Source organism: Vibrio sp. Y176, from assembly GCF_033438945.1.
Genome location: NZ_JAWOQS010000001.1, coordinates 34,043 through 54,614, shown reverse-complemented (window position 1 = coordinate 54,614; position 20,572 = coordinate 34,043). Strand labels below are relative to the sequence as shown.

Sequence of the window (20,572 nt, the reverse complement as noted above, 5' to 3'; positions counted from 1 at the left end):
TTCAGTCGCCTTTATTGTTGGTATGTTTAGGTATCGCTTCAAAAGCTTGGGAAAAGTAATAGCTTTCAACCTGAGGCCTAACTAAATCACAAGCTAACCCAAGGTCATCATTTTTTGTGAAAGGTAAATGTTCTGATAGAACCTCTTTTGACTTTTTATCAACCGTTTTAAAAGATTCAATAATTCTTAGAGGAACGTGAAACTGATGATCTCTCACGAGAAAGAAATAGTATTGGAGATGCTCGCCATATGTCGCAGCGTTATTAATCTCGCTACCAATTTTCACAGCTTCAACACGACTGCCTTCACAATCAAATTTAAACACATTGGTAATTTCTGCTTCCATAGAGCCTGGTACATAAACGATATAGCCAGCACCGAGCTCATGACCAATTAATACATAGCTCTCGTCGCGCTCATGCAGTTGATACGCAAAAGAATGAAATGCACTACAAAGTAAAATGAATCCAAGCCGTTTCTTCATTTTGTCTTCAACTCATCTATGACTTTACGTACGAAGTTTGCCTTAGCATCCGTATATTTTTCGATGGTAATTTCAGCTTGTTCCATCAAAGAAAGTTTTAGAGAAACATGAGGAAAGTGCGCAATACCTAGTACCATATCGATAATAGGTTTGGCAGGCATATCCAAAATGGCAGTACTGCCAATATGCTCGATTTGAGTTGACATCATCTCCGTCACTAACGCCAGTTCAGATCGGCTGCGTGCAAAATCCTGTCGACATGCAGGATCATGCTTAACAACACCTACGTTGTAATGGGCTAAACCTAATTTCATCCATCCCTCTCCTAATAAATCCAAATATCATAAGAAGGAAATTATCCAATCACCAAAGTAAAAGCCAAACTTCCGGCACACCCGACACTAATTACTCAACAAATAGAGTCATCTCTGGTGTACTTTTGGTTTGGCTTTCTACTGTTAAACCGTCTCGGTTTTCGCCTCTATCTTCTCATTCACCTTATCGCAAATGTACTCCCCAATCGGCATTGCAGATGTCGCTGCTGGAGAGGGGGCGTTGCAAACGTGCAGGCTTCTTGCGCTCTCTGCAAACAAAAAGTCATGAACCAAGGTTCCGTCGGATAACACCGCTTGCGCGCGAATACCCGCAGGATATGGTTTGAGGTCTTCGACCTTGATGCTTGGGCAGTACTTATTGACCAGTTTGAGATAGCCCGGCTTCCACCACGAGTTCTTGAACTCATCCAATCCGGTTTTTAGATGCTTTTGTGTTACCTTCCAGAAACCGGAGAAGCTCAGCATTTGCATGGTATCTTGCAAGCTGAAGTTAACCTTGTCGTACCCTTCTCGCTTCCAGCCTTGCACCGCATTTGGACCTACGGTCACACTGCCATCAATCATGCGAGTCAGGTGGACGCCCAAGAATGGCAAATCAGGGTCGGGAATTGGATAAATAAGATGATTCACCACTCGGTCGTGTTTGCTATCTAAGCGGTAGTATTCACCACGATAAGGGATGATCTGAAAGTCAGTTGGAATACCCATCATCTTAGTCATGCGATCCGCCATCAAGCCGCTGCAAGTAACCAAGAACTTGGTATTAAGTTGCATGGTTTGCCCGTCTGAAATGCAGGTCAGTTGAACTTCTTCATCCTTCTCTTCGGCAGCCACCACTTTGGTTCGCAGACTGATTTGACCGCCAAGCTTTTTGAACTCTTCCGCCATCTGCTCAGTGACCAAACGATAGTCCACAATACTGGTGGTTTTGACATAAATCGCGCCCAATCCCGTGATGTTTGGTTCAGCCAGTTTAAGTTGGACTTCATCGAGTAGCTTTACGTCGATGCCGTTGACATGGCAGCGCTCATAGAGGGCATTCATGCGCTCGACTTCTTGCTCATTGGTCGCAACCAGTAACTTGCCACAGTTCTCCACCGGAATATCGTGCTCGGCGCAGAAAGAAATGGTTCGCTCTACCCCGCGCTTACAAAAGTCCGCCTTTAAGCTGCCCGGCGCGTAGTACACCCCGGCATGAATCACGCCGCTATTGTGTCCGGTTTGATGCTGGGCAAAACCGGACTCTTTCTCAACCAATAAAATGGATTTGTCTGGATGACGTTGCTGTAGTTGCCATGCTGTCGACACACCAACGATACCGCCACCAACAATGATGTAGTCATAGACTGATTTCATACGACCTCTTATAAAACCGATAGTTGAGATTGTTGCAATTTGAACTTGCGACCACTGTAAATGAACACCGCGACAAATACCGCGCAGCTTGCCACACGAACCAACATTGGGATGTCGTGCCAAACCAGCAAAGTACCTACCACTACCAACAAGAGACGCGTCAGAATGTTTAGAGGACCTTCCAAGTAGCCTTCAATCGCACCAATCAATGCATAGGTACCGATGATGGCAAAGAAGCCCACGGTAATTACCGACGTCACATCCCAACTGACTAAGCCTGTGTAAGCAATCAACAGCGGGACAAGATACAAACCTTTGGCGATTTTCCACGCCATCAAACCGGTGCGCATTGGCGGTGTTTTTGCGATGGTTGCCGCAGCAAAGGCGGTCAAACACACTGGGGGTGTAACGTTACTGTCTTGCGATAACCAGAAGATGATGAGGTGAGCAGCCAGCAATGCCAAACCTACCGCTTCCATACCCAAACTTTGCTCTAGTAGGGTTTCCATAAAGTCCGCAGGCACTAGCGCCACCATTTCTTTCGCGGTTTCCAACGCCATTGGTGCATTAAGCAGTTCCAGCTTTTCTGGCGCCGCCAACATGAAGATCGCTTTTGCTTGTTCAGGCAATTGACCTGACACCATCAATTCAAGCAGTTGGTTTTCCGCAATCAACTTGTAAAGCGCAGGGGCAGACAGTGTGCCCAATACAATATACGCCGCTGTCACGGGTAAACCCATCCCCAAAACAAGAGAAGCAAGCGCAATCAGAACGATCATGATGAACAAGTCGCCATTCGCCCAACCGTCGATCATCAATGAGAACGTGTTGCCGATGCCCGTGGTGCTGATCACGTTGATCACCAAACCAATACCCACCAGCAATACGGCGGTTGTCGCCATATTTTTCGCACCTTGTGATAGCGCTTCGATGATCGCTTTTGGTCCCATCTTATGATCTTTCGAGAACCAAGAAGCCACCACCACAGAAATGATCGACAAGCCCGCAGCGTAAGTTGGCGTAAAGCCTTGAACCAACAAAGTAACCAACACCGCCAGCGGGATAAGATTGTGCCAACCGCTGATCAACACTTTCAGTAGAGACTCATCGCTGGTCGTGATTTTTTGCACGCCGCTGCGTTTGGCTTCGATACGCACAAAGAACGCCACAGACAAGAAATAGATAAGAGCAGGAATGAAAGAAACGGCAATAATATCAACATAAGGAATTTGCGTGTAAGACGCCATGATGAAAGCACCCGCGCCCATCACTGGTGGCATCAACTGACCACCTGTCGACGCCGCAGCTTCAACCCCCGCCGCAAAGCGTGAAGGGAAACCTGCTTTTTGCATCAAAGGAATACTGATAACACCGGTGGAAACCGTATTTGCCACACTTGAGCCAGATACTGAGCCCATCAAACCGGAGCCAATCACTGCGATAAAACCGGGACCACCAATGATTTTGCCAGCCGCAGCACGTGCCACATTGATGATGTAATCACCGACACCAGAGCGAACAAGAAACGCACCGAACAGAATGAACATGAATACGAAAGTCCAACTGATGCGTGAGATAGAGCCAAACATGCCCTCAGAAGAATAGAAGCTGCGGTAGAGCAAGGTTTCCATGCTCAAACCCGGGAAGTGGAAAATACCTGTCGCCCACTTACCCCAAAGCACAACGTAGCTTAAACACACCACAATCAACACTGGAATAAACCAGCCCATGGTGCGTCGAATCAGTTCGATAACAATCAAAATTGCCATGATGGCGAAGACCCAATCGCTGGTCACGAACTTCACACCGCGTTCATATAGCGCATCTTCGGCATAGGGAATGTAGAGCAAACACGCGACCGCGCCCATGGCAATCAACACATCGATGCCGAGTGCAATCTTACTCTGCTTGAGAGAGATATGAGCCGGATACCAAAGCGCACAAATCACCGCAAAGCCAGCAAAGTGGGTCGCGGAAATCCATAACTCTGGTAACGTCGATAAGGTATTAAACCAAATGTGCAAAGCAGACAACACCACGCCAAACACTGTGATTGTGGTGGTTACCCACGGAAAATCAGTGCGCGTGGGCAGCTCAAACTTCTGCAATTCCTTTTCTATTGAGTCGCTCATCTCATACTCCAAGCTCTGGCGGCTTTTTCCATCTTAGAAATCGGTAGGGATAAAATGCCCCGAGCCGAAACTCGGGGCGAAGTTGGCGTTATTTCGCCATTAGGTCTGATGGGATTTCGATGCCCATTTCTTTGTAGTAACGCACCGCACCTGGGTGAAGAGGCACTGGCAAGCCAGCGATCGCTTTCTCAATCGCCATTGCTTTTGTTGCTTTGTGGATGCCTTGTAGGAAAGGCAGGTTCTCGTAGATCGCTTTGGTTAGCTGGTAAACGTCTTCTTCCGAGATATCTTCACGAACTGCCAAGAAGTTAGGCTGTGCAATGGTGGTGATCGGCTTATCTAGACCCGGGTACGTGTTCGCTGGGATCTCGTACTTCGTCCATAGGTTGTAATTGCCGTTCGCCTCTTTGATTTGTTCGTCAGTAAACGAAAGAATCGAAATGTCTTTACCCAACGCAGCAAAAGCTTGAGTGACCGCACCAACAGGTACACCCGCAGGCGTGTTCATGCCGTCAATGGTGCCGTTTTGAAGTGCGCTCGCACTGCCGCCGTAACCCATGTAAGCAAGATTGAATTTATCAGGGTCGACCTTCAGACCTTTCATGATTTGGCGACCAGAGTTCTCAGTTCCTGAGTTCTTCTTACCGATAGAGAACTTCTTGCCATCTAGGTTGTTCAGATCAGTCACTGTGCCCGTTTTTGCTAGGTCAGAGCGAACAATAAAGTGCTCAACGTTTTGCCAAAGCATAGAGACTGAGCGCAGTTGTTCTTGGCGACCGCTCTTCTCATAAGGACCTTCACCAGACCAAGCCCACGCACCGTAAAGACCTTGTAGAATCGCGAACTGTGCTTCGTTTTCATTCAGCAGTTTAACGTTTTCACCAGAGCCCGCAGAGCTGATTGCAGAAAGGGAGAAGTGGTGCTTTGGTGCCAACTTCACTTTGCTTAACGTCGCCAACGCTACGCCCACAGGGTAGTAAGTACCACCTGTCGATGCCGTTGCAAGAATATAGCTACGATCTTCTGCCGCAGCGTTAGCAGCAATACCAAAAGAAGTCACAGCGACAGCCAAAGCTTTTACCAGCTTATTCATTTTCATTATTACTCTCCGTGTAGTCGTTTCACGATTGGGGATTTACATCATGTTAAACCTTTATTAACAACACATTCCCTAGAGCAATTGAAATGCCAACTTTTAACCCTTTGTATTTATTGAACTAAGAGCTGAAAGACATCAAAAATGAGCAAAATCATGCTGATTTGATAGCAAAGTAATGAGCAAGATCTTGCTCATTGAAGAGGAGAAGGTTGCACGCCTAGATCGCAAAAGGTTAATAAAATGTGATCAAGACAAAATAAATGCACGATTCACTAATAAGCAATATTTTGCCGATGCAATTTTGGATTGAATTGCAACTAATGAGCGTCTTAACAATAAGAAGAAAAAGCGCATCATTCTAAACTGCTCAATTTATCAGCTGAGGTTTATAGCCTAAACGACTACAAATAGCACAAAAATACAGCAAAGAAAGCCATGTTACAAAAATGAAAAGTCATTTATTCTAATTTTGAATTTAAAAAGCAGCTCGATCCACCAGTTCAGAAATAAACATTGACCGTATCAACTTATTTTCTACTTCGGGGTTGTGCCAATGGCCCTATGTTCGTTAGTGTAACAACACGCCAAGGCAAACGTATTCCTTGGTATTTTTTCGTCTTTAAGGATCACCCATGTCAGCAACTGCGCAATTACAATTCGCTTTAAAACGCCCATCTGGCGTTGCTGCTGCGATCCTCCTGCTCTCTCTGAAACTGATTCAGAGCTGACAGGCTATATCTAAACTTTCTGTCAGCTTGAGAAGAAGCTGACGGGAACACCACATACTCCTCCCATTCCTTTCAGTTTCTTCCAAGCGAAACATAAGAGGAATAACAATGTTAAGCGCACGCAATATCGCCGCTTTGGGCTTCATGACTTTCGCCATGTACTTAGGCGCGGGTAACCTGATCTTCCCTCCATTTTTGGGTTACCAAGCAGGTGAAAACTTTCTGAGCGGGATGTCTGGCTTCCTCTTGACGGGTGTAGGTCTGCCTGCGATGGCACTGGTGATGGTGGCTATCGTAAACGGTTCAGACAAATTAACCGCTGCCCTACCTAAACCTTTGGCGACCAGTTTTTGGGTGATGGTGTTTATCGTGATTGGCCCTGCGTTCGTGATCCCACGTGCAATTACCGTGGCTTACCAATTTAGCTTTGCGCCAATGTTTGGTGATGCAGCTTTGGTGCCTTTCACTATTGCCTTCTGTGCTATCACCATTCTATTTGCCCTATATCCGGGTAAATTGGTCGACAACCTAGGCAAGATCTTAACGCCTGCCTTGATGGCAATCTTGATCATCATGTCTGTGACGGCTTTGGTTTCTCCTGCAGGTGAGCTAACTGCCGCAACGGGACCATACCTATCTGGTGCATTTGCTGAAGGCTTAACCCAAGGTTACATGACCATGGATGCATTAGGTTCTATCGGTTTTGGTTGGATTATCTTCCGCGCGATTCGCAGCATGGGTGTGGATTGCCCGAAAGCCACCGCAAAATACACGCTAATCGCAGCTTTGATGTACGCGGTTGCCATGGCGTTTGTTTACATCTCATTGGCTTACATTGGCTCGACAAGCTCATACTTGGGTTCTGAGTTCAGCAATGGTGGCGACATTTTAACGGCATTCACCTTCAGCCACTTCGGCGCGTTTGGTTCACTACTACTAGGTGCCGTGATGGTATTGGCGTGTTTGACTACTGCTATCGGCGTAACCACCGCAGGCAGTGAGTTCTACGACAACACTTTCAGCAAAGTGAACTACAAAGGCTGCGTTATCACGACCATGGTATTGGCTGGTTTGATCGCCAACGTAGGTCTAGAGCAACTATTGGCTATCACATTGCCAGCGGTTGTGGCGCTTCACCCAGTCGCGATTGCGTTGATGATCATGGCACCAGTGCGCAACAAGATGTCGCAAATCATGGTGGTAGCAACCGCATTCACTGCTCTAACGTTTGGTTGTGTTGATGCGCTGCACATCCTAGGTTACATGCCAAGTTCCACTGATGAGTGGATGGGTAATTACATGCCTCTGTACAATGACTTTGCTAGCTGGATTGTGCCTAGCGTATTTATGATGATTGTTGGTCTGCTGTTTACGACGAAAACCAACCAAACCGAACAATTCGAGCTGGTGAATGAATAGCCGTTTAACATAAGACATCGCTCAATAAGTGCGTTACTATGTAGCTCGCTTATTGATATCAGGCAAAGGAGTTGCCTGAATGAAAGATTGATATGGGTCGCCTATGGATAATCAGTATCTAGACATCAGAACACTGAACTTTATCGTTATTCTGTTCTCTTGCATTTACTCTATTAGTCTGCTTTGTTATCAATACACTCAGGGTAGAGTCAAAGGCTTAAAAACCTTCTCGATATCACTACTGTTTATTGGTTTAGGCCCTTTTTTACTTGGCTTTAGAGGCTCTGCGCCAGACTGGCTGACCATCGTCATAGCCAACACTCTCATATTAGTCGGCTTCTTGCTTACGCTATATAGCGTAAGCATTTTTCGTCAATACCCTTTAAAATTGGCTCACTGTCTTACCTTGTTAACACCTGTTTTCAGTGGTTCATTTTACTATTTCACCTTCCATGACCCTTCTATCAAAAGCCGCATTATTTATCTGAGCATGTATATTTGTATCGTCACCTTCTTTAGTGGTGTCGCCATGCTTAAAGGTACCCAAAAGGACTTAAAGCTCCCTGTTAAAGCAATGGCTTACTCTTTCTTTGGATTTAGTTTTTTTATGGGATTTAGGGCGCTTTGGAGTACTTTTTCAGGTGAGTTACCAAGCTTTATGGTCGCAGGCCTTATCCATCAGCTGACGTTCTTATTTAGCATCTGCCTGATCGTTGCTTTGAGCTTTAGTATGCTGTGGTTAATTAACGGACGCTTGGTGCAATCCATTAATGATCTCTCTCATTTAGATGCACTCACAGGGCTATATAATCGTCGAGCCATGGAAGAAATCGTTCCAAACTTGGTTAGTAAAGCACATAAAAAAAGCCAAGCAATCAGCATTATTATGACTGATGTCGACAAGTTCAAAGCGATTAATGATCACTATGGTCACACGGTTGGCGACTCCGTCATGGCAACGATCTCCACTATTTTTAAAAAGCATCTTCCTGAGTCCGCCTGCATTGTGCGATTTGGTGGTGACGAGTTCATGATTGTTTTGCTCGAAAAAGCACAGCAAGCCAAAATTGTCGCAGAGCAAATTCGCCTTGCGGTCGAAACTGAAACCGCTTTGCAATCATTTAAAACTGAAGTGACCATGAGCTTTGGTATCAGTCAGTTATCTGAGGGGCAATCACTTCAAGAGGCGCTTGCTGAAGCAGACGAAGCGCTATATAGCTCTAAACATACTGGAAGGAACCTCGTTACCTTGTTTGGAGAAGGTAAAGACCTAAATTATAAGTTTGTCCCAGCTCCAGCCAAAAGCGCATAACGTGTTTGTTATGCCAGTAATTTCGAATTAGCTAGAAATCGCACTAAGTATAGTCGGAGCGATTCAAACCAAACTTCTGCATCTTTTGGTTAAGGGTTCGACGTGGTAAATCCAACTCCTGCATCACCTCATTGATGCGTCCATGATGCCTGACTAAAGAATCATGTAGCACCTTACGTTCAAAGTTATGTAGCTGAATCGCCAACGGCACGCCCGCATGCGTCTCTTCGGTTGTTGAGGATGGTCGACTGGAGAGAATTTCCATCACAGAGACGGTTTCATCCAATGCAAAACGCATCGCTACATTCCTAAGCTCACGTACGTTACCGGGCCAAGAGTAAGCAAGAATGGCCTTTCTATCGGCTTCACTCAGCAGACGACTCTCAGGATTACTTTTCAGAGCAAAGTGTTCGAACAAGATCAACGCATCTTCTTCTCGCTCACGTAGCGGTGGCAAATAGATCTGCGCCACATTAAGACGATAGTACAAATCCTGACGAAACTCGTCATGATCATTGAGATCTTCTTTCGCGGCGGCGATCACTCTCAAATCAACTGAGATCTGTTGGTTGCCCCCAACGCGCTCTACCGTATGTTCCTGTAATGAACGCAACACTTTCACCTGCATGGACAGCGGCATACTCTCGATTTCATCAAAGAATAAAGTGCCTTTATCCGCGTATTCCAACTTACCAATGCGCTTTTTACCCGCTCCGGTAAATGCCCCTGCTTCATGCCCAAACAGCTCACTTTCAAACAGGTTCTCAGGAATAGCGCCACAGTTGATTGGCACAAAATGATAGGATCTGCGTTGGCTTTCATTATGCAAACTGGTCGCCACCAGCTCTTTACCACAACCTGTTTCGCCGTAAATGATCACGTTAGTATCAATGCGTGCTAACTTGGCTACTTGTTCTCTAAGCTGTTGCATCACTCGGCTTCGCCCAATCAACACCTCTTCTAAGCCGCTAACGCTAGATAGGTACTCTTGGCGATCTTGAGTAGACGTTTGTGCGCGATAGCTCTCGACCGCTTCGGTTACTCGTTGGGATAAACGCTCAGGTTGGAAAGGTTTCTCAATAAAATCGAACGCACCGTTTTGTAACGCCCCTACTGCCATATCGACGTCACCATGTCCGGTGATCAAGATAACTGGCGTTGGGACGTGATTGGCAATCAGGCTTTCTAGTATCGACAAACCATCGGTGTCTGGCAGGCGAACGTCACTGACAATCGCATCAAATTCTTGGCTCAGAATGGCCGCTTTGCCCTCTTCGCCTAAACTGAATGAGGTCACATCGAACCCCGCCAGTTGCAGCCATTGGCTGGTAGCCTGACGAACAATGTCATCGTCTTCGATAAGTGCAATTTTAGGGATGTCGTCAAAAGCCATGAGTTACTGCCTGCTTTATGGGGTGGGAAAGAAATCGATCTTTATTAACGGTAGCAAAAACCACTGAGGAGAAAAGGAGCTAGATCTCACTTCTTGCTTACAAGTCTTTAACATCCAACCAGTTAGGCGCACTCTTTAATGACTCTCGGTGAGAACGCACTAGCTGAACGGAGTCAGTATGCAGCGCAAAAGGAATGGCAAAACGTGGCTTGTGGTCGTAATTGCAGCAGTGCTGATGTTGTCTTGTTATAGCGCCAGCAGAGAGGTTGCCCGTCAGTGGTTGAGTGTACAAACTCAAACCGAAGCTCAACAAAAACTACTCGACTATATTGGTGAAGTTCGCCGTGCACTCAAACGCTTCTACCACTTACCTTACCTCGTAACCAATAACCCAGAAACCATCGCGTTTGTGAAAGGGAATCTGACTTATTACGAGCCATTGCAAACCCAACTGACTCAGCTAGATAAAGCCGCCAATACGGAAGGTTGGCTAATCCTGTCTAACTCTGGCGAAGTATTGGTCTCGAGTTTAATCGAAGAGCGCTTTAGCCTGTCTGACCGAAAAGCCATTGTGGAACAAATTCACAACCAAGGCGGCGGTGTTTCCTTGGTGAACAAAACCAAAGGTTCGAGCCCATTGTATTATCTTGCAGCCCCTATCTACGATGGTCTGGATATCGCTGGCATTGTGGTGGTGCAAATCAACCTTAGCTTGTTGACCGAACAGACCATTACTAGCCAAGACATCATCACGTTGCAGAATCGTCAACAACGCTTTTTCCTATCGAGTAGCGCGCTTTATAACGCTGACTGGTTTAACGAACCGAGCAACACCGTTCAGTTAGAAACGCAACGCTTATACGACAACACCAATATCAGTGTGTGGACGCTCAACCAGCAACGCTATTTTGCGCACACCGTTAAATTGGATGATTTGAATTGGTACGTAAGCTACCTCACCCCTTCTAAGCCGATTCAACAAACCATCAACGTGATTGGTTGGAGCGTCGCTGTGTTGCTCTTATTGGTTGTATTACTCGTCATCATTGGTCTACAACGTCGCCAAAAGCACATCAACCAACAACGAATTCAAGCCCTGTTGGAAGAGTCCCAACGCCGCTTGAAACAGATGATCAATAAGACCCACGTTGGTTTGCTATTGATTGATGAACAAGGTCAACTGTTCGATCTCAACCCAATGGCGAAGCGTTTGTTCTGTTTACCAGAAAGCGTCAATCGACACGCTTTTGCTTGGGAGTTATTCGATGCAGGCAATCCCAATTCCACCACACTTAAGCTACTGAAAGACTTACCTAAACATAAAGAGCTCGCAGAGATCAGCACGGTCGAAACCATTGCCAGACGCAGTGACGGAAGCGTCTTCCCTGTCCTGTTCTCGCTAACCAGTTTCCCTTGGCATGGCGAGCAGTATTTCCTTGCAACGATCATCGACATCAGCAAGCGGAAAAAAGCCGAACAGTCACTGCAACAGGTCAACCAAGAACTGGCACAGCGAGTAGAAGAGCGAACTCAAGCGCTAAAAGAAGCACAAAGCCAGTTGATTGAATCGAGCAAAATGGCCGCTTTGGGTCGCATGTCGAGCGCGATCACTCATGAGCTCAATCAGCCACTAACAGGTTTGCGAACCCTGCTCACTACAAACGAGCTGCTAGCGGAACGTGGCGAAACCGAGATGATGAAAGCCAACAATGTTTTGGTACAGAAGCTGATTGATCGTATGGCAAGCATGACCAGTCAGTTAAAGACGTTCGCCTACAACAAACCAGAAAGCTTACAGGCAATTTCTCTCACCTCTGCACTCGAAGAGACCTTACGCGTTTATCAAACCCAATTAGACAAAGTGGATGTACGTGTTCGAGTTCCTCATGACTTACCTAACGTCATGGGTGAAGAACAACGACTGCTTCAGGTGCTCGGTAATCTTGTCTCGAATGCGCTAGACGCAATGAACAACACCACCAACCCGCAGCTCAACTTGATCGTCAATCCAACTGTTAATCAGGTCGAACTGATCGTCAGTGACAATGGCTGTGGCGTGTCGAATGAGATGCTTGAATCCATGTTCGAACCCTTCCAAACCTCAAAGAAAATTGGTGAAGGATTGGGGCTGGGTTTAGCGATTACGGCCAACAATATGCGTGATATGAACGGACAAATTACCGTGCATAAGAATGAACAAAATGGGCTGACTTTCACTCTATTGTTCAAATCAGCCTAGGTTGATATTGATTACAAAATCATCATTAGAACTAAGCATCCCCGCTGTTTGAGAAAAATACGATCTCGATACAAGTATCGAGGTGTCTCCTACACTATTCTCAAGCAATAAATCCACAAACATTTCCTAAATATAAAGAGTGAGAAACATGATTAAGTTTCCTGAACATTTTCTTTGGGGTGGTGCCATTGCTGCAAACCAAGTAGAAGGGGCGTACAACCTTGGGGGTAAAGGGTTATCGACATCAGACATGCTGCCAAACGGTATTTTGAGTCCGCATCAAACCCGTGAAGAACGTACACCGGGTATCAAAGATGTGGCGATCGACTTCTACAATCGCTACCCAGAAGACATCGCGCTATTCAAGGAGATGGGCTTTAACTGTCTGCGCCTATCTTTAGCATGGAGCCGCATCTTCCCGAACGGTGACGAGCTAGAACCTAATGAAGAAGGTTTGGCGTTCTACGATAAAATTTTTGACGAACTTGCCGAGCATAACATCCAACCTTTCGTGACATTATCTCACTACGAAATGCCTTACGCACTGGTCGAGAACTACGGTGGTTGGGGCGATCGTCGCGTCATCGATTTCTTCGAACGTTATGCTCGCACTGTGCTGGAACGCTACAAAGACAAAGTGAAGCTGTGGTTAACGTTCAACGAAATCAACATGTCACTGCACGCACCATTTACTGGTGTTGGTTTGCAAGAAGACGCCAGTGAACAAGAGATTTACCAAGCGATTCACCACCAACTAGTCGCCAACGCAAAAGCGGTAAAACTGTGTCAGCAAATCGTACCAAACGGCAAGATTGGTAACATGCTGCTTGGCGCAATCAACTACCCATATACCTGTAACCCTGATGACGTGCTTGCTGCAATGCATGAAAACAACAAGTGGTTGTTCTTCGGTGATGTGCAAACACGTGGTCAGTACCCTGGCTACATGAAGCGTTACTTCCGCGAAAACGGCATTGAAATTCAGATGGAAGCAGGCGACTTAGAAGAAATTGCGTCTGCGAGTGTCGACTTCATCTCATTCAGCTACTACGCAAGTGGCTGTGCTAGCGCGGATCCGAAACAGAAAGAAGTGGGTAACATCGTCGATAGCGTACCAAACCCATATCTTGAAAAGAGCCAATGGGGCTGGCTGATCGATCCAAAAGGTCTTCGCGTTCTGCTGAACTTCCTTCACGATCGCTACCAAAAGCCACTGTTCGTCGTAGAAAATGGCTTAGGCGCGCGTGATGAAATCGATGAAAACGGTGAGATTCAGGATGATTACCGCATCGCTTACTTGAACGACCACCTTGTGCAAGCACACGAAGCGATTCTTGATGGCGTTGAGCTGATGGGCTTCACCAGTTGGGGACCAATCGATTTGGTCGCGAACTCAACCGCTGAGATGAGCAAACGTTACGGCTTTATCTATGTCGATCGTCATGATGATGGGCAAGGAACGCTAGAACGTAAACGCAAGAAAAGCTTTTTCTGGTATCAAGACGTGATTCGTACTTCAGGCGGTTCATTGAAAAGATAAGCCTGTTGTCTAGGTATAAAGTGCAACTAGGCATTCGCCTAAACCATCAAGCCCTGCAATTGCAGGGCTTGAATTTTAAGGTGTTTATTCATTTAGAGATTAAACTGCAATCTCTCCACCGTCTTCACGGCGAATAACCACTGTCGCCGCTCGTGGGCGCACAGAAACACCAGCAGGCGTTTCTTCGGCTGCATCTTCACTGTATGGCCAGTTACCTGGGTGCTGAATATTCACAAACAATGATTTGTAATCAGGGCTGATGGTAAAGCCTGTTACTTCACAACCATTTGGTCCGACAAAGAAGCGTTTCAATTCAGCTTGATTATCCGCACCAATCACAGCTTGATCACCATTCTCATCTGTTAGCTTAGATGGCACAACAGCCAACATTTGATCATTGGTGTAAGACGTGACTTCATCTGCGCCGTTGTCCGTTTGAATCCACAAAATACCACGGCCATCAAACGCTAACCCGTCTGGGCTCGCAAACTGGTTTAACTCATTCAAGCCAGAACGGTTGGTATCTGCATCACCATTTGCTGGCGAACCAAACACAAAGATATCCCAAGTAAAGTCAGTTGCTGAAGCACCTTCATCCCAACGAATAACATGACCAAACTTATTATTTAAACGTGGATTCGCAGGATTGGTTTCATCTGTACGGCGCGTATTGTTCGTCAATGTTAAATATACTGAACCCGTGAATGGATCAACCGTACACCACTCTGGTCGATCCATTGGTGTTGCCCCAACTAAATCCGCCGCACCCGCAGTATTGATGATAATTTCAGCCAGTGAATCAAAGTGATCCGCTAACGTACCACCAGCGGTTGTTACGCTATCAAGCGTTAATGGTAACCAAGTACCTGTGCTGTCTTCATTGAAGCGCGCCACATACAGTGTGCCTTCGTCCATGTACTTGTCACCCATCGCCAAGCGGTTATCAGGGTTAGCATCTGCTGGATCCCACGCTGCCGCAGATTCAAATTTGTATAGGTATTCAAAGCGAGAATCGTGGCCAGAATAAAATACCACTGGTTTGCCTTCTTCAAGCTTACCGAAAGTACAGCCCTCGTGACGGAAACGACCTAGCGCAGTACGTTTCTTCGCACGTGAGTTTTGCGTGTAAGGGTCAATCTCGACAATGTAACCGTGACCATTGGCTTCATTACGGTAATCATCCATCGCACTTGCTCCTGTTGGAGCCACATTAAAGCGAGAGAACTCATCAAGACGCTCTTCTGAATTTCCTGCTAATGTCTCCCACAAGTAGCGTGTGCTTTGGTCATCAACACCAATGCGATCTTGCTCTTCTGTACGAGTCCCGGCGTTAACAAAGTAACCAGGCCAGTTCTCTTCACACGTTAAGTAAGTGCCCCACGGCGTGTAGCCGTTGCCACAGTTGTTTAACGTACCACGCGCTTGGCTGCCATCTGGTGAGAAACGAGTGACAGTTAAAGATGTGTGGGCTACCGGGCCAGACAAATCCATGACTGTCGCACCAGTATAACGACGGTTTAGTGGGTCGGTATCAACCAATTTCCACATATTGTCTTTTAGCTGAATACGAGCAACGGAAACGCCGTGAGCGTTAATCTCTTTGCGAACTTCATCAACTATTGTGCGAACGCCATTTGAGACTGTTGGACCGTTTGGATGCAGTGCTGATGTGTCGATGTACTCGTGGTTAATACATAACAAGCCATCTGTAGTGCTATCGTTCAATGGGAAAAAATGCATGCCGTCATGGTGCATGCCTAGCGCATTTAACTGATCGGTACTGGTGTTGGTACCATCATTTTGCCATGCGCTGCCTTGTGCATTAAGTGGTGTTCCCCAAGGTACTAGTACTTGTGCGGTGTAACCTTGTGGAATTGAAACTGCGTCAGTGAGTGAGCCAGGGATAGATTCAAAGTTAAGAACGGCTTTAGATGCGCCCGAACCACTGCTTACTGTACTCCCTGAGTCAGACGAGTTACAACCAGCCAATCCGAAAGCACCAAACGCTGTCATCGCACTGATACCTAAACCACCTTTCAGAATGCTGCGTCGAGATAGGCTCGCTTCTAATACTTCTTCAAATGGTTTGTTTTCACTTTGGTTATAACGCGTCGCGTCAAAGGTTTCCTTGCTCATTTTTACTTTCCCGATCTTATAGTTTAATTAATAAATAAGTGATTAGTTGAACGGCAAGAAGTTTGGATAAGAAAAATGACAAAAGTGCTTAAAACATATGAAACTTGTGTTTCAACAATACTGCAAACCAACCAGCACAGCTAACGAAGCAATTAAATTCTGGTCACATAATCACCAACTGTATCGCTTCATTCTGATTTTACTTGGGCTAAAGTGTGATAGAAGGTATAAGGTGTACGAAATCAAATCATCTACGAGAGATAATCATGAAATTAGACAAGATCGATAACAAGAGCCGTCGTATCCGTAAAAAGCTGTTCTTAGGTGAGTTCGCAATCCTAGGTTTCGAGATCAGCTGTGAAACAGACATTAACGACTTCGACCGTTACGATGCATTCGTTGATGACTTTATCGACTACATTGACGAGCTTGGTCTTTGCTTCGGTGGCGGTGGTCTAGAACTGTTTGAAGGCTTCCTATGTTCTACTGACCGTTACGGCAGTGCGACTGAAGAACAGAAAGCGCAAGTTATCAAATGGTTAGAAGCACGCCCAGAAGTGAAAAGCGCGCAAGCGGGCGAACTAGTTGACGCCAACTACCTGTAACTAAAGGGCAACCTGTAATACGCAGAGCTCAGTAAATGGTAGAGAAAGCTGGTCTTAAGACTGGCTTTTTTATTTTTGGAAGAATGCGATATTAAAAATAGGGTGCTTGGGAAGTTGCGCGGAGTGATTGTGGCGTTTTTGAGCTGGCAATCAACGGGAAACTGCGTTCCACAGCCAGCTCGTGCCTTTAGGTATAATTAACTATGATTTTTTAGCTGGGGCGTCTTTCGTGTCTTTCCAGTATTGAATACGCACACGATGTAGCTGAGCTCTTCTAGTCTTTTTCATAGTAAAGTCCCTCATCTTATATAAGTAACGCTCCTCATGGAGCTTATTGTCTAAGGTCGTATCCCCTTCAATCTATAAGGGAATCAATCATTTAACCGTGACCAATTTCACAACATAATGATAATTACCGGTTTCTTGCAGCCTGTTTTTACTGGCAAACGGCATATTATCTATCTGACACGGTTAACTTACTCACCAGATATGACAGAAAAATGGCAATCAAGTTCCCTACTTATACTGTCATTGAATCTTAATAAGGATTAACAAGGTGGGCATTTCAGATTTACCATACTGTTTATAAAAACCGCAAGAATTTTTATTTCTTTTCAAACAAATCTCTACTCAAGATCAATTCACTTTCATCTTTATCGTCTCCCTTTTAACGCATTGTGATCCAGTTCAATCCACAGAACTCGGAACAAAAAGCGCACATTAGTACATTCACCACCAAACTTGTGCGAGATCTCTTACAAGAGTTGTAAGCAAATAGATTAATCACCTCTAAGAGCAATGCCAGAAAAAACACTAAATATATGATTTAAAAGTAATATTTAAATTCACTTAAAATAATAAGTAAAAATAATTTAGAAAAGTTAATTGAGTCAAATCAGCAAAACATCAATACTCAATTTGTCGACAGGATGTTGGCGGGAACAGGAAAAAAGCCTAAAGGATTGGGTATCTTCAGGATGAAGATTTGATAGCTTAGGATGAGTTGTCAGCAAGGATGTAGTTAAGCTCTAGGATAGAGTTCGCCCGTCAGGATGATAGGCAAGAATGGACACCGCTAGGAAGGCGATGAACAAGGAACTCGGTTAAAGGACTTAGCCACAATCAAGGATAGATGCAGGGAGCACCTATTAGTAGCTGGATTGCTGCGAAAAAGAATAAGCCCCGTCTGGGAAACTAGGCGGGGTTTTATTTTGTCTGTAATGTATTGATAAAGATTCATCTTTATCGTTTAAGTCTTCTCTGTTTTCATAAAACACCGTGCTATCATTTTCTTTACGTCTCCCAACAAAGCTCTCAGGAAATCACACACTATGCTTAATCCTGTTTGGTTACATACATTTAAGACATTGATTGAAGTCGGTCATTTTACGCAAACGGCAGAAAAACTTTTTATGACTCAGCCTGGCGTCAGCCAACACATCAAAAAATTAGAGCAAAGCTGTCAGCATGCCTTGATCAAGCGCGAAAACAAAAGCTTCGAATTAACCGAGCAAGGCAGGATTGTCTACGCATATGCGCTCGAGTTAGAAGATAGAGAGAAGAAGCTGCTCGAAGAGCTCAGTTTTGATGATGCGTTTTCAGGCCATTGTAAACTGGCTTGTTCTGGTGCAATGGCGTTAATGTTGTATGGGCCCATTTTGGAGAAGCAAAAACAGCACCCGAGCTTATCGTTACATTTAGAAGCCGCGCCAAATCAATCTATTCTCAACGCCATAACGCAAGGGCACATTGATATTGGTATCGTGACTGACGTTCCCAACAAAGGTCTGTTTCACAGTGAGCGAATTGGTAAAGAGAGGTTGTGCTTGGTTCTGCCAAAGCAATATCAAAATAAGCAGATAACGCCACAACTCTTGCATGACTGTGGTGTCATTAGCCACCCTGATGCCGAGCATTACATGACACTTTTTTTTGACCAATGTGAAGAACCACAGCTCCAAGAAATTAAGATGAGCGATTTACCATTATCCGGCTACGTAAATCAATTGAGCCAAATTTTGCTGCCTGTCAGCAAAGGACTTGGCTTCACCGTGCTGCCTCAAAGTGCGGTCGACAATTTTCCGCTAAAAGACACGTTACACATTGCTCAATTGAAAAACACTGTATGTGAAGAGCTATTTCTAGTTCGTAAGCGCAGTCGTGCTCTACCTCTGCGCTATCAGACCATCAAAGAAGTGTTATTGGATGTGATCGGTGGCGCGCATCAATGATGTTAGCCACTCTTCGCTGGTAATGCGTTCCTCTTGGCAATCCACCCAATATGGTTTGCCAGATAACCAGCTCTTTGACGCGACCTCTTTTATAAACACATCCACGGAATCAACGTCATCTTTGGCGTAATCCCATTTATTGCGCATGTGTTCTGCCGCTTCTTGATTAGTGTACGCCTTGCCGTTGCGGATAAAGGTGCAAGAGGATTGCTCAGCTCGTTTTATCAACGTCGAGATATCTTGCTCTACCCCTGCTAGTGCAAAGGTAGGCAGAATGCTTAATGTAAGTAACAACGTCCATTTTGCTTTCATCGCATCTTTATCCTTATCCCTGACCACGTAACTACTAATAAGTGACTTAACTATTCTGATGTTTGGCTGTTTAGCTCAGCCATTATTGCCACCATGCCTTCGCAGGCTGAGGCTCCGCAATCGCCAAGCGTTGACCAATCTCAGGGCTCACTAACGTTACACCGCGCTCTTCACTGATGTCTAACGCGCGTTGCATCGGCTCATTCCAATCATGCATCGATAAATCAAACGTACTGTTGTGAATTGGCATCATCACTTTGCCCTGCACATCAATGTGTGCTTGAACGCTTTGCTCTGGGAACATGTGAATGTCTGACCAAAGTTCATTGTATGCGCCGGTTTCGATCATAGTGAAGTCAAACGGACCGTACTTTTCACCAATCTCTTTAAAGCCATTGAAGTAACCAGAGTCACCACTGAAGAACACTTTGTGTTGTTGTGCATTAATAACCCAACTGCCCCACAGTGTCGTATCGCGGTCTGTCAAACCTCGACCGGAGAAATGCTGAGTCGGAGTCAATGTATATTCAATGCCGTCGACAGAATGTGACTCCCACCAATCTAGCTCGATCACTTTCTCCTTCGGCACACCCCAATTCACCAGTAATTGGCCAACTTTTAACGGCACCAAGAAAGTGCCCATCTTGTCGCCTAGCACTTTAATAGAAGCTTTATCTAGGTGATCGTAATGGTCATGACTGATCACCACCACATCGATAGTTGGCAAATCTTCTATCGTGATGGGGGTTTGGTGAAAGCGTTTTGGCCCTGCCCATTGTACAGGAGACGCGCGATCACTGAATACAGGGTCGGTCATCACCAGTTTTCCATCGAGCTTCATTAATACGCTTGAGTGACCCAGACGATAGATGACGTCATCTTGCTCTTCTAACAGTTGCCGCGCTGTGATCGCATGCACTGGAATTTCAATCGTTGGTGTTGGGTTAAGGCGCTCAGTCGTAAAATACGCTTTCATGATTTCGAACATGTCGCCCAAACCGCTTTTGTATTCCAACTCTGTATTTGCAAATTTGTCCGGGTATGTTGGCGCTTTTTCAGTATCAACATTAGAACAAGAAATCATTGATGTACCCATCGCGAACGCTCCTACTGTGGCTAGCAAAGTTTTTTTCATAAAAAGTTAACCCGAACAAAAGTAAACTACACGGTGCAGTTTACATTCTAATTATCAAAAGTAAACTACTTAGTGTAAAATAGATCAAGAAATGATCTTCTTAACTTAGCAAGCTT

General features: G+C 45.4%; 15 protein-coding genes. 6 read left to right on the top strand and 9 right to left on the bottom strand.

All coding sequences use genetic code 11. The features are described from left to right. Position 1: 1 nt before the first annotated feature. The 5 genes from R7O13_RS00245 to R7O13_RS00225 form a co-directional block, all read right to left on the bottom strand. Positions 2-484 carry a hypothetical protein gene (locus R7O13_RS00245; RefSeq protein ID WP_318302666.1) on the bottom strand — a complete coding sequence of 161 codons (483 nt, stop codon included), beginning with the start codon at positions 482-484 and terminating at the stop codon, positions 2-4. Next, positions 481-798, bottom strand: a complete 318-nt coding sequence (locus R7O13_RS00240; protein WP_053349386.1) for a GrpB family protein — start codon at positions 796-798, stop codon at positions 481-483. The genes R7O13_RS00245 and R7O13_RS00240 overlap by 4 nt, the downstream gene beginning before the upstream one ends. A gap of 144 nt (positions 799-942) precedes the next feature. Beyond that, positions 943-2,175 (bottom strand): L-2-hydroxyglutarate oxidase, encoded by a 1,233-nt coding sequence (gene lhgO / locus R7O13_RS00235; RefSeq protein ID WP_053349387.1) that lies wholly within the window; start codon positions 2,173-2,175, stop codon positions 943-945. Between the two features lie 8 nt (positions 2,176-2,183). Then, on the bottom strand, positions 2,184-4,307 hold the full coding sequence (locus R7O13_RS00230; protein ID WP_009705104.1) for a TRAP transporter permease: 2,124 nt from the start codon (positions 4,305-4,307) through the stop codon (positions 2,184-2,186). An 88-nt stretch (positions 4,308-4,395) separates the two neighbouring features. Further along, positions 4,396-5,406 carry a TAXI family TRAP transporter solute-binding subunit gene (locus tag R7O13_RS00225; protein WP_017635521.1) on the bottom strand — a complete coding sequence of 337 codons (1,011 nt, stop codon included), beginning with the start codon at positions 5,404-5,406 and terminating at the stop codon, positions 4,396-4,398. Positions 5,407-6,242: 836 nt separating this feature from the next. Between R7O13_RS00225 and brnQ the strand changes: the two genes are divergently transcribed. Both brnQ and R7O13_RS00215 read left to right on the top strand, forming a co-directional pair. Further along, the gene (gene brnQ / locus R7O13_RS00220; RefSeq protein ID WP_005374201.1) at positions 6,243-7,553 is read left to right on the top strand and encodes a branched-chain amino acid transport system II carrier protein; all 1,311 of its coding nucleotides are present in this window, start codon (positions 6,243-6,245) and stop codon (positions 7,551-7,553) included. A 103-nt stretch (positions 7,554-7,656) separates the two neighbouring features. Beyond that, the gene (locus R7O13_RS00215; RefSeq protein ID WP_005374203.1) at positions 7,657-8,865 is read left to right on the top strand and encodes a GGDEF domain-containing protein; all 1,209 of its coding nucleotides are present in this window, start codon (positions 7,657-7,659) and stop codon (positions 8,863-8,865) included. A 43-nt stretch (positions 8,866-8,908) separates the two neighbouring features. Here R7O13_RS00215 and R7O13_RS00210 read toward each other — a convergent pair whose 3' ends face one another. Further along, complete coding sequence (locus R7O13_RS00210) at positions 8,909-10,258, bottom strand: sigma-54-dependent transcriptional regulator (protein ID WP_053349389.1); 1,350 nt, start codon at positions 10,256-10,258, stop codon at positions 8,909-8,911. 178 nt (positions 10,259-10,436) lie between these two features. Between R7O13_RS00210 and R7O13_RS00205 the strand changes: the two genes are divergently transcribed. Together R7O13_RS00205 and R7O13_RS00200 are read left to right on the top strand one after the other, a co-directional pair. Then, positions 10,437-12,497, top strand: a complete 2,061-nt coding sequence (locus R7O13_RS00205) for a sensor histidine kinase (protein WP_318302661.1) — start codon at positions 10,437-10,439, stop codon at positions 12,495-12,497. A 148-nt stretch (positions 12,498-12,645) separates the two neighbouring features. Next, positions 12,646-14,037 carry a glycoside hydrolase family 1 protein gene (locus tag R7O13_RS00200; RefSeq protein ID WP_170890231.1) on the top strand — a complete coding sequence of 464 codons (1,392 nt, stop codon included), beginning with the start codon at positions 12,646-12,648 and terminating at the stop codon, positions 14,035-14,037. A gap of 99 nt (positions 14,038-14,136) precedes the next feature. Here the strand turns inward: R7O13_RS00200 and R7O13_RS00195 are convergent, their stop codons facing one another. Then, positions 14,137-16,173, bottom strand: a complete 2,037-nt coding sequence (locus R7O13_RS00195) for a PhoX family phosphatase (protein WP_318302659.1) — start codon at positions 16,171-16,173, stop codon at positions 14,137-14,139. 266 nt (positions 16,174-16,439) lie between these two features. On the opposite strand from R7O13_RS00195, the gene R7O13_RS00190 reads away from it, so the two are divergent. Next, positions 16,440-16,778: a YggL family protein gene (locus tag R7O13_RS00190; protein WP_005374208.1), complete on the top strand. Its 339-nt coding sequence runs from the start codon at positions 16,440-16,442 to the stop codon at positions 16,776-16,778. A 1,331-nt stretch (positions 16,779-18,109) separates the two neighbouring features. After that, complete coding sequence (locus tag R7O13_RS00185) at positions 18,110-19,009, top strand: LysR family transcriptional regulator (protein WP_053349393.1); 900 nt, start codon at positions 18,110-18,112, stop codon at positions 19,007-19,009. Here the strand turns inward: R7O13_RS00185 and R7O13_RS00180 are convergent. Together R7O13_RS00180 and R7O13_RS00175 are read right to left on the bottom strand one after the other, a co-directional pair. After that, complete coding sequence (locus tag R7O13_RS00180; RefSeq protein ID WP_318302657.1) at positions 18,977-19,321, bottom strand: DUF5329 family protein; 345 nt, start codon at positions 19,319-19,321, stop codon at positions 18,977-18,979. The genes R7O13_RS00185 and R7O13_RS00180 overlap by 33 nt on opposite strands. An 82-nt stretch (positions 19,322-19,403) precedes the next feature. Beyond that, positions 19,404-20,417, bottom strand: a complete 1,014-nt coding sequence (locus tag R7O13_RS00175; RefSeq protein WP_318303087.1) for an MBL fold metallo-hydrolase — start codon at positions 20,415-20,417, stop codon at positions 19,404-19,406. Positions 20,418-20,572 lie beyond the last annotated feature (155 nt).

What these genes read in the sequence shown, in the direction of transcription:
- R7O13_RS00180 (WP_318302657.1), bottom strand. Translation starts at nt 19,321, where the DNA reads ATGAAAGCAAAATGGACGTTGTTACTTACATTAAGCATTCTGCCTACC.
- R7O13_RS00230 (WP_009705104.1), bottom strand. Translation starts at nt 4,307, where the DNA reads ATGAGCGACTCAATAGAAAAGGAATTGCAGAAGTTTGAGCTGCCCACG.
- lhgO (WP_053349387.1), bottom strand. Translation starts at nt 2,175, where the DNA reads ATGAAATCAGTCTATGACTACATCATTGTTGGTGGCGGTATCGTTGGT.
- R7O13_RS00200 (WP_170890231.1), top strand. Translation starts at nt 12,646, where the DNA reads ATGATTAAGTTTCCTGAACATTTTCTTTGGGGTGGTGCCATTGCTGCA.
- R7O13_RS00205 (WP_318302661.1), top strand. Translation starts at nt 10,437, where the DNA reads ATGCAGCGCAAAAGGAATGGCAAAACGTGGCTTGTGGTCGTAATTGCA.
- R7O13_RS00175 (WP_318303087.1), bottom strand. Translation starts at nt 20,417, where the DNA reads ATGGGTACATCAATGATTTCTTGTTCTAATGTTGATACTGAAAAAGCG.
- brnQ (WP_005374201.1), top strand. Translation starts at nt 6,243, where the DNA reads ATGTTAAGCGCACGCAATATCGCCGCTTTGGGCTTCATGACTTTCGCC.
- R7O13_RS00225 (WP_017635521.1), bottom strand. Translation starts at nt 5,406, where the DNA reads ATGAAAATGAATAAGCTGGTAAAAGCTTTGGCTGTCGCTGTGACTTCT.
- R7O13_RS00240 (WP_053349386.1), bottom strand. Translation starts at nt 798, where the DNA reads ATGAAATTAGGTTTAGCCCATTACAACGTAGGTGTTGTTAAGCATGAT.
- R7O13_RS00215 (WP_005374203.1), top strand. Translation starts at nt 7,657, where the DNA reads ATGGATAATCAGTATCTAGACATCAGAACACTGAACTTTATCGTTATT.
- R7O13_RS00185 (WP_053349393.1), top strand. Translation starts at nt 18,110, where the DNA reads ATGCTTAATCCTGTTTGGTTACATACATTTAAGACATTGATTGAAGTC.
- R7O13_RS00190 (WP_005374208.1), top strand. Translation starts at nt 16,440, where the DNA reads ATGAAATTAGACAAGATCGATAACAAGAGCCGTCGTATCCGTAAAAAG.
- R7O13_RS00195 (WP_318302659.1), bottom strand. Translation starts at nt 16,173, where the DNA reads ATGAGCAAGGAAACCTTTGACGCGACGCGTTATAACCAAAGTGAAAAC.
- R7O13_RS00245 (WP_318302666.1), bottom strand. Translation starts at nt 484, where the DNA reads ATGAAGAAACGGCTTGGATTCATTTTACTTTGTAGTGCATTTCATTCT.
- R7O13_RS00210 (WP_053349389.1), bottom strand. Translation starts at nt 10,258, where the DNA reads ATGGCTTTTGACGACATCCCTAAAATTGCACTTATCGAAGACGATGAC.